This is a genomic window from Pseudomonas sp. S30_BP2TU TE3576, from assembly GCF_050436025.1.
Lineage (GTDB): Bacteria > Pseudomonadota > Gammaproteobacteria > Pseudomonadales > Pseudomonadaceae > Aquipseudomonas.
In genome coordinates, this window is sequence record NZ_JBNDLK010000001.1 from 1,278,142 (window position 1) to 1,294,368 (window position 16,227).

At 60.1% G+C, this 16,227-nt stretch carries 10 protein-coding genes and 1 pseudogene; 3 read left to right on the top strand and 8 right to left on the bottom strand.

Features of this window, described 5'->3' with window-relative positions; genetic code table 11:
• Positions 1-5: 5 nt before the first annotated feature.
• From ABIA48_RS05735 to ABIA48_RS05760, 6 genes and pseudogenes are all read right to left on the bottom strand, one after another.
• Positions 6-2,877 (bottom strand): annotated as a pseudogene (locus ABIA48_RS05735) (aminotransferase class III-fold pyridoxal phosphate-dependent enzyme).
• A 45-nt stretch (positions 2,878-2,922) separates the two neighbouring features.
• Positions 2,923-4,140 carry a beta-ketoacyl synthase N-terminal-like domain-containing protein gene (locus tag ABIA48_RS05740; protein WP_429487362.1) on the bottom strand — a complete coding sequence of 406 codons (1,218 nt, stop codon included), beginning with the start codon at positions 4,138-4,140 and terminating at the stop codon, positions 2,923-2,925.
• Positions 4,140-5,435, bottom strand: coding sequence for a beta-ketoacyl-[acyl-carrier-protein] synthase family protein (locus ABIA48_RS05745; protein WP_429487363.1), 1,296 nt, complete (start codon positions 5,433-5,435; stop codon positions 4,140-4,142). Before ABIA48_RS05745 ends, ABIA48_RS05740 begins: the two co-directional genes overlap by 1 nt.
• Complete coding sequence (locus ABIA48_RS05750) at positions 5,432-6,514, bottom strand: hypothetical protein (protein ID WP_063343449.1); 1,083 nt, start codon at positions 6,512-6,514, stop codon at positions 5,432-5,434. The genes ABIA48_RS05745 and ABIA48_RS05750 overlap by 4 nt, the downstream gene beginning before the upstream one ends.
• Position 6,515: 1 nt before the next feature.
• Positions 6,516-7,784: a beta-ketoacyl-[acyl-carrier-protein] synthase family protein gene (locus tag ABIA48_RS05755; RefSeq protein WP_429487364.1), complete on the bottom strand. Its 1,269-nt coding sequence runs from the start codon at positions 7,782-7,784 to the stop codon at positions 6,516-6,518.
• A gap of 22 nt (positions 7,785-7,806) precedes the next feature.
• Positions 7,807-8,364 carry an acyl carrier protein gene (locus tag ABIA48_RS05760; RefSeq protein WP_429487365.1) on the bottom strand — a complete coding sequence of 186 codons (558 nt, stop codon included), beginning with the start codon at positions 8,362-8,364 and terminating at the stop codon, positions 7,807-7,809.
• A 502-nt stretch (positions 8,365-8,866) separates the two neighbouring features.
• On the opposite strand from ABIA48_RS05760, the gene ABIA48_RS05765 reads away from it, so the two are divergent.
• Positions 8,867-9,613, top strand: a complete 747-nt coding sequence (locus ABIA48_RS05765; protein WP_429487366.1) for a 3-oxoacyl-ACP reductase family protein — start codon at positions 8,867-8,869, stop codon at positions 9,611-9,613.
• 119 nt (positions 9,614-9,732) lie between these two features.
• On the opposite strand, the gene ABIA48_RS05770 is transcribed toward ABIA48_RS05765, so the two are convergent.
• The gene (locus ABIA48_RS05770; RefSeq protein WP_429487367.1) at positions 9,733-10,428 is read right to left on the bottom strand and encodes an HAD-IA family hydrolase; all 696 of its coding nucleotides are present in this window, start codon (positions 10,426-10,428) and stop codon (positions 9,733-9,735) included.
• Between the two features lie 248 nt (positions 10,429-10,676).
• Between ABIA48_RS05770 and ABIA48_RS05775 the strand changes: the two genes are divergently transcribed.
• A complete protein-coding gene (locus ABIA48_RS05775) occupies positions 10,677-15,539 on the top strand; it encodes an RHS repeat-associated core domain-containing protein (protein ID WP_429487368.1) in 4,863 nt (1,620 codons plus the stop codon).
• Between the two features lie 3 nt (positions 15,540-15,542).
• The gene (locus tag ABIA48_RS05780; RefSeq protein WP_429487369.1) at positions 15,543-15,941 is read left to right on the top strand and encodes a hypothetical protein; all 399 of its coding nucleotides are present in this window, start codon (positions 15,543-15,545) and stop codon (positions 15,939-15,941) included.
• A 23-nt stretch (positions 15,942-15,964) separates the two neighbouring features.
• Here the strand turns inward: ABIA48_RS05780 and ABIA48_RS05785 are convergent, their stop codons facing one another.
• The gene (locus tag ABIA48_RS05785) at positions 15,965-16,177 is read right to left on the bottom strand and encodes a hypothetical protein (protein WP_429487370.1); all 213 of its coding nucleotides are present in this window, start codon (positions 16,175-16,177) and stop codon (positions 15,965-15,967) included.
• Between the last annotated feature and the right edge of the window lie 50 nt (positions 16,178-16,227).

A 16,227-nucleotide genomic window follows, 5' to 3' on the forward strand; every position in this document is an offset into this window, starting at 1 on the left:
GTTCCTTAGAGTGAGTTGTTGGTCTTGAACTGAGCGAGGCCGAAGCCATGGATCGCCGCCAATGCGCGGATCTGCTGCACTTGCTCACGGCTGATATCGCCGTAGGAGTAATGCTGCTTCATCCCCGACAACCCCATCAGGACCGACTCAGCCATGCAGGCATACAACTGCCCCTGTTTCAGATACGCCCGGACATTCGGCGCGAGCCCATCGCCGAGCGGTGTCTGGACAATGCCGCCATGCATGTAAAGAACATCCGCACGCTGACTGCTAAGCGCCTGATCAACGTTCAACGGCACCGCGATATCGCAGATCACACTGTTCTCGGCAAAATGCCCGGCATCCAGGAACGGCTGCGCAGCGTTTGCCGCACACAGCACGATGCGGGCTCGCTTGAGTGCTTCCAGATCATTGGTGACGGTGATGAACGCATTCACTCCGACATGCTCCTGCACCAGCCGCGAGACACGTAGACCCAGGTCCGGGCTGCTGCCATGATCCTTGAGCAATGTCTCGATGCCGTCGAGCTTGAGCAGACGCATCGCCAATCGGTCCTGTTCGGCGTTGCCCTCGAGGATCGACCGGGCGGCGTCGGCATAGATCAACTGTGCGGTTTTCTCCAGACGACGCACCGAGCCGTCGCGACCGCTGCCGATCAGGATCAGGTGATCGACCGTGGCCGACAGCATGGACGCGTAGGTTGAAGCCACGTTGCCGGAAGCCCCGACCACGGCCGCGGTTTGCTCATGCAACTCAAGTCGTTGTTGCTTGCAGCCTTGCTCGATGGCCTCCAGCCCCATGCCGATGGTCAAGGCGTTGCCGGATGTCAGGGCCATATCCGGGATCTTCAGCGCCTGACAGTTGTTGGTCACGATGGAGGTGTACATCCCCAGTCCGGCGACGCTGTAACCATCGGCGCGCGCATCGAGAATGCGGTTGCCGACCTCTTCGCGAATGACGTCCAGATCACCGCTGACGATGTAGTCCGCCATGGCGTTGGAGTCCATGCACAATGGATACAGGGTGAACTCCACCGCAGTACCGAGCCGCGAACGAATGAGCACCGGCCCGATCGGCGCAGCCCGTCGTTCTGGTGCAGTGCGCTTCATGAAAGCGCTTTTCTGTTCGGTGCTCAGCTGTCCTAACGACGGGTCGACATCGCCGAGAATGTCGGCATCGATCAGGTGGTTGATGAAAGCGACACGAGCGACGACCCGTGAGCCTTGGTCGGCTTTGATTTCGTCGGCGCACACCTGGAAACTGTCGTCACGCACCGGCACAACAGGGATCGAATCGGCACAAATAGTCGCCGCCAGCGCAAAGGCATCACCTCGACGAAGCATGTCGAAGACTTTTTGCAGCGCGCTGATCAACCCGTCGATTTCAGCGAAGGTGATGCAGGCCGGCGGCTCCAGGCGGATCACGTTGGAGTTGCTGCCCGATGGCGCCACGCGTAACGCTTCGAACTGCAGCAGGTAGCCGGCGATGAGATAACCCAATGCATCGTTGTACTGGGCCGAGGCCTGTACCAGTGAGCTGTTGCCGCTTTGGTCGTGCAGTTCGAAGCCGAGCAACAATCCTCGGCCGCGGACATCGGCGATCACATCGGGATAGGCAGCCTTCAGTTCGAGCAACGACGTCTTGAGGTATTCGCCCTTGTTGTGCACGTCCTTGAGCATGGCATTGTCGTCGGCGAACAGACGATTCAACGCCGACAGCGCGATATGACAAGACGCATCGTCTTCGGCGAACGTCGAACTGTGGATATAGCTGAAGTCGTTTTCATAGTGACTGCTGCGGATCACGGTCGCTGCAATCTTCATCAAGCCACCGCCCAGTGCCTTGGACAGGCAATAGTAATCGCCTTGTAGATTGAAATGGCTGCTGGCCAGGAAGGTGCCGGTACGTCCCGAAACCCGACTGCACTTCGTCGACGATCAACGGACATTGCTGTTCGTTACACAGACGTCGCAACGCGAGGTAGAAATCCGCGGCGAACTCGATGATTCCGCCTTCCCCCTGAATAGGCTCAAGCAACACCGCGGTGATTGCACTGAACGCCTGCCGACCGACCAGTAACTGCTCACCGCTCCACTGCAGGGTCAGCCAGTGACGGGTATGGCGAGCCGGCAGTTCCTGGAGTTGATGCGGCTGTTGCGGATCGATGAACTCGACGTTCAGACCGAAACGGGCGAACGGTTGGCGATATTGCTTGCCGTAAGTCAACTGCACGGTGTTGACCAGCTTGCCATGGAAGCTGCCGCGCAGCGCGACGAACACAGGCTCCACATGCAGCTGCGCCAGGTTGTGCTGACGCACCGCCTCGACCACCTGACGTACCGTTACACTTTTGAGGTGGGCCGGTAGCAGGCCTTTGGGCAGATCAAGGTCATCGACATCCAGTTCCCGGTAAGCCCTGTCACTGGCTGTCAGTTTGGCTAGGGCAAAATCCAGTTCATCGAACTGCTTTTGCAGGGTTTTCTGACGACGATACTCAGCATGCTTGATGGCGATTTCCACCGCTTCGGCACCGCTGTTGGAGAAGGTCGAAATGTACCGTTCAGTGTTCTTCAACTCGCGATTGAAGGCTTCGCTGAGCGCACGACCCAACTCTCCCGCCGTACCGCGTATCGACATTTGCGCATTGAAAGGCACGTCGTCGCGCAGCAGGGTGCAGAGCTGGTCGACGAACTGCGGATCGTTGTGTCCGAACAAGGCTGCGCCGTAGCCACCGAGAAAGTCGGTAACGGTGACTTGTGCGCCGTTGCGGTCGCGATAGAACAATTTACTACCCAGAGCCCGCTGGAACTCGCACTCCAGGCCCAGCGCCTGCAACAGTTCAACGAACTTGGGGCGAACGAAATTACGGTAATCCATGACAGTCATATCCCTTGAAAGAAGAAAGCGGTTCACAAAAAAGCGTCAGGCGCTGGCTGCCTGGGCGCTGTACTGGAGTTGGTAACAAGCACTGAAACCGTTGTCGTCGCGGTTGATGACCAAACAGTCGCGCAGGATCGCCGAGCGACTGGCGTCCATCACAAAGGGCAAGTGCGCAGCGACTGGCCGCTGCAAACCGAGAATCGGCGGTACGCTTTGGGCCTGCAGGGCTCCGCGGGCCAGGATCAGGTCGACCAGACTGGGGGCCGCGCTGAGAATCCCGGTCACCGGCAGCCCACTGGTGATATGTGCAGCACCTGCACGGGCCAGGGTTTGGCTCAACTGACGATCCTTGCGCGGGTCGCCACTGCCCGCGCACACCAATAGATCGACTTGCTTGTCGGGCAGGTTCAACGCGTCAAGATCGACGTGCGCGGTCATACCCAGCAGGCACGTCTGCGGGGCATCGCCCAGATCCTCGCGTCGGCGCAGGATCAAGGCCGCCGCGCCCTCTCCGGCAATGCCGCCCGTACCTTGCACATCGAAAGGTCGCAACGTTTGCGAGCCGTCGGCGTTAATGACACCCGCCTGCACCAGCGCGCCAAGGGCCAGTGCGTCGAGCTCACTCCCGGAGCCGACGATGATAGCAGCGTCGATTCGCCGGCTCTGCAGTGCCGCGCAGGCCTCGCGCAGCGCCGCCAGATTGCCGGAGACGCCCTGCATATAGGCATTGCATTCGCACTCCAGCTTGAGGGCCAGACTGACCACACCCAGCAAGATATTACTCAGGCCTTTGAGCACCAGAAAAGGATCCTGCACCCGCTCCTGCAAAATCCGTCGAGCCAACAGACGCATATCGGCGCCCTCGCCCCCGCGGCACTCGTGCAGCAATTCACCATAGGAGGCCAGCGATGGATGGGTGAATCCGCCCTGGCAGCAGTAGAGGCCATAGCGCAAACCGTCCTGGCCCGGCGCAAGATTTGCTTCGGCCAAGGCCTGGCGTACCGCACTGACGCCCCAGATCACGGCCGGCGAGCAGTAGCGCTGCAGATTCTGTGCAAGGTCCTGACGGCTGCGCTGGTGATCTTCATCCAGAATTTTTCCGAAGGCCGTCACCCGCTCGCTGTGAAACTGCCTGGAGTGCAACGGCGCAATTCCACTGCGCGACTCACAGACCGCCGACCAGAAACTCTCGACGCCCCAGCCGCTGGGCAATACGCAGCCAGCACCGGCAATCGCGACCTGGGGGTGGGAAGCCCTCATCATGCGTGCTCCCTATATTTGCCAAGCACTAGCGAGGTGTTGAGACCACCGAAACCGAATGAGTTACTCAGCGCCACATCGACCCGGCGATTGACCGCCTGATGGGCACAGTAGTCCAGGTCGCACAGTTCATCGGCGTCGTGCAGGTTGATCGTTGGCGTAATACGATCGTGCCGACAGGCCAGTGCCGTGACGATGAATTCCGGTGCGCCGGCGGCCGCGATCAGATGCCCGAATTGCGACTTGTTGGCGCTGATCGCCAACCGTCGATAGTGCTCGCGTTCAGCGAACACAGCCTTGATCGCCAGGGTTTCGGCGGCATCGTTGAGCGGCGTCGAAGTCCCGTGAGCGTTGATCAGATCCACCTGTTGCGGCGCGATCCCGGCGTCGTGCAACGCAGTCTGCATCGCCAGGGCCGCGCCACGTCCTTGCGGGTCTGGCGCGGTCACCTTGTAACCGTCCAGACTGCTGCCAAAACCAAGCACTTCGGCGTAGGGGATGGCGCCACGCGCCAGCGCCCGCTCCAAAGTTTCGAGTACGACAAAGGCACCACCCTCGCCCGCAATCAAACCACTGCGATGGCGATCGAAAGGCCGGCAAAGCTCGGTTCCCCAGCGCTGCTCACTGCTCGCCGCGCCCAACAGATATAGCGCGGTCATGGTGTCCAGGCTCAACACAGAGTCAGCCCCACCTGCGATCGCCACCTCGACTTCGCCACGTCGAATCATCTGAAAAGCATTTCCGATGGCCTGGGATGCGCCGGCACAAGCACTGCTGATGTTGATTACCGGGCCTTCGCAACCGATTCCGTCGGCAATGAGCCGCGCCAGCCGGTCGTTGCTCTGACACAACGAACCGGCAGGATTGACTTGCTCAACCCGGCCCATCAAGTGGCGCCAGGCCGGGGTCTCATGAGGTTCGTCGGAGAATGTGAGCAGCATGTCCTGGAGCATATGCGCAGGCGCGCCAGAGGCACACAAGACGGCAGCTTCACGCAGCTGAGCGAGATGCAGACCACTGTCAGTGACTGCCTGGCTGGCGGCAACCCAGCCAAACCGACTGCGTTTTTCCAGGGGCATCTGCCAGGCTGGATGGCCCTGCAAATAATCAGGCAACAGGCCTGAGTCCACTGGAGCCGCATAGCGCACCGGAAATGCTCCGTCCTCCACGCCTTCAGGCTGCCACGGGCGTATGCAGTGCTCACCGCGTAACATCTTTTTCCACATGGACTGCCATTCGAAACCGAATCCGGTCACTGCGCCCATACCGGTTATCACGATCCTTGTCGCGCTCATGCGTGCTTCTCCATGACTTCATTGGCTAGCAATAGCGCACCCCAATGCCCTGCACGACTGTGATTGAGCAGCAGTGTGTAATGCGCTTGCGCCCGTTCACTACGATCGTCGTGAAACGTCAGGGCGACCTCCGTCAGCAAGGCACTCGCCCCCAGATCGCCCGTCATTTGACGGGAACTGTGAATAACCCGTCCTGTCTCTGCGAACAGGCTCATGAGCCGCGAATCCTGGGTATCCGCCACGATGCGTTCGACGTCGCTCAGGCAGAGTTTTTCCTGACTCAATGCCTGCTTGATGACGCTGTTCGCCACCGCATTCGAGCGCTCGGGCGACGCGCTATAACCACGGCCGAACCCAGCGACACGCAACGCCATCGGGCCGGATGTCGGCGCAGAGGACGTCAACAACACCGCGGCCGCGCCTTCCCCGTAAAGCTGCGGACCGGCGTTGACCGGGCACTCGGCATTTTCTCGCAGGTATAACGCCGGAGAGATGTTAGGACTGCTGCTGACCACGACAGCCGCTTCAGCGCGACCGTCGGCAATGTGATGAAAGGCTTCGATCAAGGCGTCGACACCGGCATTGCCCTGCGAACAGAAGCCACCCATAGGACCATTGCAGTGCAGCGCTTGCGCGACGTGAGCCATGACGCTGCTATTGAGCATCATCAATGCATGCAGGGGTGGTGTATGGGCAAAGAGCTGCGCGAGTAGTGCGTCGGGTTGCTCGCCGATGGCCTGCACCGCATCCCAACAAGAGCTGGGGCCATCTACTTCAGGGATGGCCGCCATGAGTGCGATCCGCTGCGAAGGCAGATTCAAGGCACTCAACGCCGGGGCGATACGCCCTGCACAGTACAACAAGCGTGCGCCTTGAGGCTCGACACCGCGCTGAATCTTGCGATCGAAAACGTCGGCGGGCAATCGCGGCGTTTTCACGCAATAGGCCAATCGGGCAGGATCGAAATCCAGGGGTTGCGCGATCGTCAGCGGGCCGTGCAAGTCGGCGCACTCGCTGCCGGCAGCGTTGAACACCGAGGCGGCCGTGAGGTAAACGGGTCTTGTATCAAGTGTATTCATCTCATGCCCTCCCCAGAATCAGTGAACTGTTGACGCCACCGAAGCCGAACGAGTTGGAAAGCACGACATTGATCGGCTGATGCAACGGCTCGCTCAGAAAGTTCAGCTCGGGAAACTCAGCCTTGTCCGGGTCATAGTTGAGCGTTGGCAATAACACGCCACTGTGCAGGCTGATCAGCGACAGGACCGCCTCAATGGCGCCACTGCCCGCCAGGGAATGACCAATGGCCGATTTGTTGGCGGTGAACGTCACGTTGCTCACCGCGTCGCCAAATACCTGCTTGAGTGCCAACGCTTCGCTGCGGTCGTTGGCCTGTGTCGAGGTTCCATGGGTATTGACGTGCTCGACTGCGCGGCTCGTCAGGCCGGCATTTTCAATAGCGGCTGCCATGCATTCGGCGTACTTGCTGCCATCCCGGCTGCTGGAGGTGATCTTTTGCGCTTCGCAATAATTGGCGTAGCCCAAAATGCGGCCGATCGGGGTGGCCTTGCGACGCTCGGCATGCGGCCTGGATTCGAGAACGATCAGCGCCGAACCTTCGCTGAGCACAAAGCCACAACGATCCGGCATGAACGGGCGGCTCTGTTGATCCGCAGCAAAATCGGAGCGTTGGCACACGGCGCCAAGGCCGTCGAAGCTGTAGTACGACAGTTCGTGGGCCATCAACTCCACGGCGCCACAAATGGCCAGATCGATTTCACCGCGCTCGATGGCGCGATACGCGCTGCCTATCGCCATGGTCCCGGCAGCACAGGCATCGGAGTGAGTAGAAATGTGATCGCGAATGCCGAGAAATCGGGCAAGGTGCAGGGTCTGTTGGTCGACCCGACGAGAAAACGCTCCGCCCACTGGTTCGTGGTTTTGCAGATACAGATCAAGATCCACACTGCCTGCTTCGTCCATGTATCGACTGGCCTGCTGCAGATCCTGGCTCACACAGTATTTATTTGAGCCGAGAAACAACCCGCTGGCCACTCGAGCAAAGGCCGAAGGGGTCAGACCTGCATTCTGCAAAGCCTGCCTGGCGACGTACTCGGCCAGCACACTCTGTCGCGGTAATGCATCGCTCTGAACCTCAGCGGTCATTTCCTGCCACTGATGGTGATCGATATAACCGGCTGCGGTATTTGCAAATCCAAGCTCGGCAAACACCGGATGTTCACGAATACACGAACGCTTCTGGCTGATCCGCGAAAACAGCATGGCAGCGTCCAGCGCCATGGGCGCCACCAGTCCGTATCCAGTGACATAAACTTCTCGCAACCGCATGAAGAAACTCCTAGGCCGTTTCTTACAAGCGGGACGCGGCATACTTTTCCACCAGTTGGCGAGAGATTTCGTCCCCTTCCATCGGGACCAATCGGGCGCTGCAACCGGAACAGACCACCTGCCGACGGTCATTGAGACGTGCTTCGACGGCGCCACACACGGGGCACGTCTGGGGCAAGTAGTTGAAGACGCTGTGGCACTGTTGCGCCCAGTTGCGCACCGTGGTGGCAGCGAACACATCCGCTGGCTGCATGCCGACCCGCAGTTGACCCGGGGCATAGGCGCTCAGGCTCTGTTCGAGAAGCACCACACCGGCTTCGGTGATACGGCCATTGTCGACAAACAGGGTGACGTCGCCAAAAACCGCTACCGCGTGATCCAGCACGCTGGTTTTCGGCAAGGTGCAGCCATAGGTGCGGCCCAACTGAAAACTCAGGTCGACGATATCCAGAGAGTCGGCGCTGAGGTCTTCCACGATACTGCTATGCTCATCGATAGCATCGACCTCCATCACCAGCAACTGCGCAAGCATTTCGCGAGTACTGGTAATAACGCTCTCCAATTCCAATGGATTGTTCATCATCTATCTCCTTTAAAGTGTGCGCTTGGGTATTAAGCAGTACCGCAAGAGGCTTGATTTCCTACAGCCTTTCCCTGCGGCGCGGGAGTGTAAACTCTCCCCTGAAGGGGAGAGTCAACGCGCCATCACGGTTTTTTAGACGAACTTTTTTCCGCTCGGGACCGGTACTTTGAGTACCTGTTTGATACACAGAGAAAGTTGGTGGCTGAAAGAGTCGAGATGGAACGGAAGTTCCATCTTTTCGCACTTTTTAAAGAGAGTTGGTTAACTGATGGGGGCAGGTTTTGGCCATTCGCCAATCATCAAAGTGCTCAGGAACAATGCCGGCTCGGCAGCCCCCGCTTGCGTGAGAGAAAGCGTGGCAAAACAACCTGCTACCTGTACGACACTGGTGGAAAACCGTGCAAGGAAATCCCCTTGGGCACTGAAGACGGCACGTAATCCAGAACTGATACTAGGCTCCATCAACCGGGACATCTCGCCTCGAGACTTGGAGAACGACATGACTACTCAGAACCTCAGCGGCAAAGTGGCATTGATTCAAGGTGGTTCCCGCGGCATCGGTGCAGCCATCGTCAAGCGCCTTGCTGCTGAAGGCGCGACCGTTGCCTTCACTTATGTCAGCTCGGCGGCCAAAGCTGAAGAACTGCAAGACAGCATCACTGCCAAGGGCGGCAAGGCCCTGGCCATCAAGGCCGACAGCGCCGACGCCGACGCGATTCGCGCTGCCGTGTCCGCTACGGTAGAAACGTTCGGTCGCCTGGATATCCTGGTCAACAATGCTGGCGTACTGGCCGTTGCTCCGCTGGCCGACTTCAAGCTTGAAGACTTCGACCAGACCCTGGCCATCAACGTACGCAGTGTGTTCATTGCCACCCAGGCCGCCGCCAGACACATGACCGAAGGCGGACGCATCATCAACATCGGCAGCACCAACGCCGATCGCATGCCCTTCGCCGGTGGCGGCCCGTACGCCATGAGCAAGTCGGCGCTGGTCGGCCTGACCAAGGGCCTGGCCCGTGATCTCGGCCCGCAAGGCATCACCATCAACAACGTGCAACCGGGTCCGGTCGACACCGACATGAACCCGGCCCACGGTGACTTTGCAGAAAGCCTGATTCCGTTGATGGCCGTGGGCCGTTACGGCAAGGCCGAAGAAATAGCCAGCTTCGTCGCCTACCTCGTCAGCCCTGAAGCCGGCTACATCACGGGGGCCAGCCTGACCATCGACGGTGGTTTCGGCGCCTGATGCATTGAACGCAAACCAAATGTGGGAGCGGGCTTGCTCGCGAAGGCGTTGTGTCAGTCACCTCAATGTCGAATGACACGACGCCTTCGCGAGCAAGCCCGCTCCCACACTTTCTTTCGTCAGGCCCACTCAAGCGCCGGCAAACCAAAAGCGCCCGGCTCGAACGCCTTCAACGTACGAAGAATGCCATCGGCATGTGCGTACTTTGCGTCGGCCATTGCCGCATCCGGAATCGCAATCGCCGTCATCCCCGCTGCTTTTGCCGCGGTGACACCAAAAGGCGAATCCTCGAACACCAGGCAATCCTCGGGCGCGACGCCCAGACGCCGCGCCGCCGTCAGGAAGATATCCGGTGCCGGTTTGGCCGCGCCCACTTCGGGATCATCGGCGGTGACGATGAAGTCGAACAAGGCGAACCAGTCGCGATGCAAGGTGGTTTTCTGACCGAACGACTGGCTCGAAGAACTGGTACCCACGGCAATGGGAATGTTGTTGGCCTTCAGATGCCGTACCAGCTCCTGTGCGCCAGGCATCGCTTGCGCTGTAGGAAAACGCTCACGCATCAGCGGCTCGCGGACCACCAGAAACTCTTCGGCGGTAATCGGCAGGTCGAGCGCTTCAACCACATAGCGCGCCAGATCCCCAGCGCCCCGGCCAATGATGTTCTGCTTGATGTTCCAGTCGAACGTTCGGCCGTAACGCGCGGCAATGATGGACGTGACTTCGGTGTAGATGCCCTCGGTGTCCAGCAACAAACCGTCCATATCGAAAATCACGGCCTTGATCGGGCCGAATGCCCTCAGTGGTGCATTCATCGCATCTGATCCGTTTTCTAAGGCATCCCGGGCACCCCGCGTACGGCCAATGCCCGGATTGATTAAAGGATTCAGCAGCATAGCGAGCGCCGCTGGCATAGAGCAACGATGAAATCCCGATCCACGCCGAATGGTTCTCCGTGATTTAGCGAATTGCCCTACACCAAGCGCCACCTTTCCCGACTTCTTTCCTTGCAGATCCCCCGCAGAGTTTCGCGCTCCACATTCCGCCAAGCGAAAGACTGCAAATGTTCGATCCCCAAAAGGTTTTGGCCCTGAACAACACCATCGGCCTGCTGGTGGTCGCAGCCATGAACCCCGAGCAGCCGGATTTCGAAGCGTTGCTCGGGGATTTTCGTCTCTGCCTCAACAATTACGAAGCTTGGGCTGAAAGCTTCTGGACCGGCCGGATGCTGGAGGTCGAGCAGGTGTTCACGGTCGGCAACGAAGTCCGGCTCAGCGCACCGAAACACTCCACCACTCCCGTCAGCTCGACCGTCGCCACATGCCCCGCCAGCGGTCCCCTGACACTGGTGCATATGTTCGAAGCCGCGCGCTTCGTGCCAATCGGCAACACGCCGGTGAAGATCGAACCGTTGCTCAATGAAGGTCAGGGTGAACCGCAGTATGGCGCGCCGATTCACGCAACCATCGGCCCCAGCGGCATCCTTGAAATCCCCGATTGCTGGCGCGGCCAACGCCACCGCATCACCTTCTTTCCCAACGTTTCCGCTGCTCACGTCAAAGCGCTTTACGACTCCTATCAGGACGTGGTCGGCGACCTGGAAGGCTGGTTGCGCAACGAATGGGAGACGGAATTCCAACCTTTGTGGGTAGAGTTTTCCGGGGGGGATTTCAAAGAGCGCTACCGCACGTTGCAGCGGGCCGATTGGCATGGTTTCGAGAAGTCGCTGCATGGATTGTGGGATGACATAAAGCAGGTCTATGCGCTGGTCGCTGACCTGCAAGCCAATAGCGAAAAGCTCCTTGAGTATCTGACCGAAGCAGAACTGGCGACGTTGTTGAACGCGTCCTCCGAGGTCATCGCCAATCTGTTACTGGTGCTCGGCGACGAGCCGCTGATGTTCATTTATCTGGCCGCCTTCACCAGTTGGCTGAAGATGTTGCCGCCGCAGTACATCGCAGAAGTCGTGGCGCAAATACGTACGGAGATCCTGATCGGCTTCCTGCTGGCCTGCCTGACCGGGCCTGCGGGCCTCAAGCTTGGTTTGAGCACCAAAGTGCTGAACAAGATCAAATCCGCACGGGCACGCCGCTGGTTGGCAGCAGCCAGCCTGCGACTGGCCGAACTGACGGCGCGATCCGACCTGAGCACTCACGCTGGTGCGCTCAAGCCGTTGATGGTCAGCGCCCGCAATGCACCGCTGAGACCTGCTCCTGCGGTTCCATTGCTGATCAGCGCAACGGACACACCGGTTGTACAGGTACAAAACCCGGTGGCGATCGCTCGAAAAAAGACCGGTGCCAGTACCCGCCTCGGCAGGCATGAACATCGGGATGATGTTTCGAGTCAGGCGAAAAACCCCAACGGTGACAGCGCCGACACCGTCGAGCGCACGGCGACGAACAAGTGCCCGGTGTCGATGGTCACCGGCGAAGAACTGCTGACCCTCACCGACGGCACCCTCGACGGCCTCCTGCCGTTCGACTTCACCCGCCTCTACCGCACCAGCGCCGTCGAACTCGACAGTGGCCTCGGTTTCGGCTGGAGCCATTCGCTGTCGCAGCGCCTGGAGCTCGACGGCGAACAGCTGCTGTGGATCGACGCCGAAAACCGCCGCACGCCGTTTCCGCGGCCGACCGCGGCGCGCCCGGTGATCCACAACAGCCTGTCGCGGGCGGCGATCTACCTCGGCGAGGAACCCGATGAACTGATCCTCGCCCTGGCCGGCGACACCCCACGCTTCTACCACTTCCGCGACGGCCGCCTCACGGCGATCAGCGACGCCTACGGCAACCGGCTGAGGGTGCAGCGCGACCGCCTGGACCGCATCCAGCGCCTCGACAACGGCGCCGGTCGTGCGCTGTTGCTGCGTTACGAGCACCAGCACCTGGTGGCCGTCGACTATCAGGTTTATCGACCCGCAGACCGAGAGGCCGATGCCTGGCGCACCGAGCAGACCCTGGTGACTTACCGCTACGACGCCCGCCAGCGCCTGATCGAAGCGCGCAACGCCGCCGGTGAGTCTGAGCACTACGACTACGACGAACAGCACGTCATCCTGCAGCGGCAACTGGCCGGCGGCGCGAGTTTTTTCTGGGCCTGGGAACGGGCCGGCAAGGCGGCCAGATGTATCCGCCATTGGGCCTCGTTTGCGCAGATGGAGGCGCGTTACACCTGGGACGACCAGGGCAGCGTCACCGTGCAGAACAGCGACGGCAGCCGCGAGCTGTACCAGCACGACGAACGGGCGCGACTGGTGCGTCGGGTCGGCCTCGACGGTGGCGAACGGCACACGGCCTACGACGCGCAGGGCCGCTTGATCGCCGAGCAGGACGCCCGCGGCGCCGTCACCGAATACCGCTATGACGAAGTCGGCCGGCTGATCGCCCGGCTGCCGCCGGACGAGGCGCCGACGGCCTACGAGTACCGCCACGGTTTCCTCCACGCCCGCACCCGCGGTGACGCGACCTGGACCTATGCGCGCAACGCCCAGGGCGACGTCAGCGCGCTCACCGACCCCGACGGGCAGGTCACCCGCTACTTCTACGACCCGCAGGGGCGGCTGCTGACCGTCCGCTACCCGGACCAGAGCGCTCATCGCTTGGTCTGGAACGGCTTGGGGCAACTGCTCGAAGAGACCCTGCCGGACGGCAGTCAGCGGCGTTTTGCCTACGATGCGCTGGGGCGGCGGATCAGTGCTCAAGACGAGCACGGCGCCGTCAGCCGCTACGCATGGGATGCCGTCGGCCGCCTGATCCAGACGATTTCCCCCAGCGGCGCCCGCCGCAGCTACGCCTACAACGCCTACGGTCAGGTCACCGCCGAAACCGACGAACTGGGCCGCGTCACCCGTTTTGAGTACGCCGACGACCTGCACCGGATCAGCCGCCGCATCAACCCCGACGGCAGCACCCTGAATTACCGCTACGACCATGCACAGTTGTTGCTCACCGCGATCGACAACGAGGTTGGCGACACCTACCGGCTGGACTACACGCCGGGCGGACTGATCCGCGAGGAAACCGGCTTCGATGGCCGGCGCACCGCGTATGCCTACGACCTCAACGGCCAGTTGTCGGAGAAAACCGAGTTTGGCGATGACGGTTCTTCACTGGTCACGCAATACCAGCGCGATGCGGCGGGACGCCTGCGGGTCAAAACCCTGCCCGACGGAATCAAGGTCGAATACCGCTACGACGCCCTCGGGCGCCTGCTCAGCGTCGACGACGGCCAGGACCACCCGCTGGAGTTCGAATACGACCGCCAGGACCGCCTGACCACCGAACACCAGGGCTGGGGCACCCTGCGTTACGCCTATGACAGCGGCGGCCGGCTCAAGCGCCTGCGCCTGCCCGATGGCTGCGTGCTGGATTACCAGCACGCCCCGGGCGGCGCGCTGACCGCGATCGACCTCAACGGCACGCGCCTGACCCGCCACCGCGTTGTCGGCGGCCGCGAACAGCAGCGCCAGCAGGGCCGGCTGCTCAGCGACTACGCCTACGACGACCAGGGCCGCCTGCAGGCGCATGCCGTCAGGCAAAACCAGCAGACCCTGTACCGCCGCGACTATGCCTACAGCGCCCACGGCAACCTCCTGCAGATCAGCGACAGCCGCCACGGCCAGCGCCACTACCAGTACGACGCCCTCGACCGCCTGACCCGCGTGCGCCATCTGCGCGACGAGTCGCTGGAACACTTCAGCCACGACCCGGCCGGCAACCTGCTGATCCACAACCGCCCCGGTCCCACCCGGATGCAGGGCCACCGCCTGCGCCAGCGCGATGACAGCCACTACGACTACGACGCCTTCGGCAACCTGATCCGCGAACGCCGCGGCACCCCGGCCCAGGTCACCGACTACCGCTACGACAGCCAGCACCGCCTGATCGGCGTCACCACCCCGGACGGCACAACCGCCAGCTACCGCTACGACGCCTTCGGCCGGCGCATCGGCAAAACCGTCGACGGCCAGACCACGCACTTCTTCTGGCAAGGCGACCAGCTCGTCGCCGAAAGCGGCCCCAAGCACTACCGCAGCTACCTCTACGAACCCGGCAGCTTCCGCCCGCTGGCCCTGCTCGACGGCAAAGGCCGACTCAACGCCTGCCCGTTCTACTACCAGCTCGACCACCTCGGCACTCCGCAGGAACTGACCAGCTACGGCGGCGCCATCGTCTGGTCGGCGCGCTACAGCGCCCACGGCCAACTGCGTGAAGTGACTCACGGCGACGGCGAACAGCTGGACCAGCCGCTGCGCTTTCAGGGCCAGTACTGCGACGCCGAAAGCGGCCTGCACTACAACCGCCATCGCTATTACCACCCGGACCTCGGGCGTTACCTGACGCCGGATCCGGTGAAGCTGGCGGGTGGGTTGAACCCGTATCGGTACACGCGCAATCCGACGGGGTGGGTGGATCCGTTGGGGTTGGCGGACTGTCCGGGTGGGGATGGGTGCAAGAAGCCGTCGTTGGGGGAGCGGGATCCGACGGGGAAGACAGTAGTTGATGAGGGAGATGCTCAGCTTCCTGCTTATCCAGAGGAAAAGTATTTATACCGTGGAGACCAACGTCACCCAGATGAAATTTTTGAGCACGGATTTAAACCCAAGGGCACAAGCAATGACTTGCTGCTCCACTCCATTGACAGTAATAACCCACCGAGCAATTTTGTGAGCACTACTCCAGACAGAGAGGTTGGGATCGACTTTGCGACTAAATTCAGGATGCGAAGTGGTTTCCTGTACACAATTCGACCAATCCCAGGAAGAGATCTAAAAAAGGAGCTTGGAAAAAAATACAAATTCTCAAGTGAACGTGAAATGGCTATTCAAAACGGAATAAAAAAAGAAGATATTATTGGCGTCACCCCGGTTAGTGCTAGTGGTAAATTTTCTGACTACAGCATTTTAAACCCGAACAGGAAATAGTAGATGGACACTATTGAAATATTGATAATCGCGGATGGAAATCGCCAACAGGCGGAGCTCATCTGCGACTCAGAAAACCTGACGATTACTTTTACTTTAGAAAATGGCTATAGAAAATCGTATAGCGGAAAGGATTTCTATGACTGCTTCGGAAATATAAGAAAAGACCACCCTGACATAACATTCTTATGTAAAGGCGCGAAAGTAAATGTCCACCCTTCTAGTATGTCTTCGCAGATGACACTAGGGGTAAAAGCATACGAGCTTACACTTGGTAAAAATGCATATAGAAGCGATGTAGTTAGCATCTTCGATTATGAAGAAGAAAACCTGACAAACGACCCTAGCGTTCAAAAGGAGTTTTTTATGAGGTGGATTAACACTGATGCTCCCGACGAATAGGTAAAAACGTCACAAAGGATGAATCAACTCAGTTCGCCAGAGCCATCATCACCGGCAATATCCGGGTCGTCAGGATCAGCCTCAACATCGCCACGCTTTACATCTTCACTCGGCACTTGCTCCATACCTGCATCATCCTCCGGCGGAAGTTGATCGCGACTCAAAGAGTCAGTAGGCGAAGGCAACGGATATTCCGGCGTGTCGTCCACGCCGGAATCATTCGGGTCAGCATTCATGTTGCCACCTATCAACGGGCCGGAAACACAGGCGGTGATAACCGCGTTCG

Bases quoted from the DNA above. Each gene is read 5' to 3' on its own strand.
- ABIA48_RS05740 (WP_429487362.1), bottom strand. From the start codon at position 4,140: ATGAGGGCTTCCCACCCCCAGGTCGCGATTGCCGGTGCTGGCTGCGTA.
- ABIA48_RS05745 (WP_429487363.1), bottom strand. From the start codon at position 5,435: ATGAGCGCGACAAGGATCGTGATAACCGGTATGGGCGCAGTGACCGGA.
- ABIA48_RS05750 (WP_063343449.1), bottom strand. From the start codon at position 6,514: ATGAATACACTTGATACAAGACCCGTTTACCTCACGGCCGCCTCGGTG.
- ABIA48_RS05755 (WP_429487364.1), bottom strand. From the start codon at position 7,784: ATGCGGTTGCGAGAAGTTTATGTCACTGGATACGGACTGGTGGCGCCC.
- ABIA48_RS05760 (WP_429487365.1), bottom strand. From the start codon at position 8,364: ATGAACAATCCATTGGAATTGGAGAGCGTTATTACCAGTACTCGCGAA.
- ABIA48_RS05765 (WP_429487366.1), top strand. From the start codon at position 8,867: ATGACTACTCAGAACCTCAGCGGCAAAGTGGCATTGATTCAAGGTGGT.
- ABIA48_RS05770 (WP_429487367.1), bottom strand. From the start codon at position 10,428: ATGAATGCACCACTGAGGGCATTCGGCCCGATCAAGGCCGTGATTTTC.
- ABIA48_RS05775 (WP_429487368.1), top strand. From the start codon at position 10,677: ATGTTCGATCCCCAAAAGGTTTTGGCCCTGAACAACACCATCGGCCTG.
- ABIA48_RS05780 (WP_429487369.1), top strand. From the start codon at position 15,543: ATGGACACTATTGAAATATTGATAATCGCGGATGGAAATCGCCAACAG.
- ABIA48_RS05785 (WP_429487370.1), bottom strand. From the start codon at position 16,177: ATGAATGCTGACCCGAATGATTCCGGCGTGGACGACACGCCGGAATAT.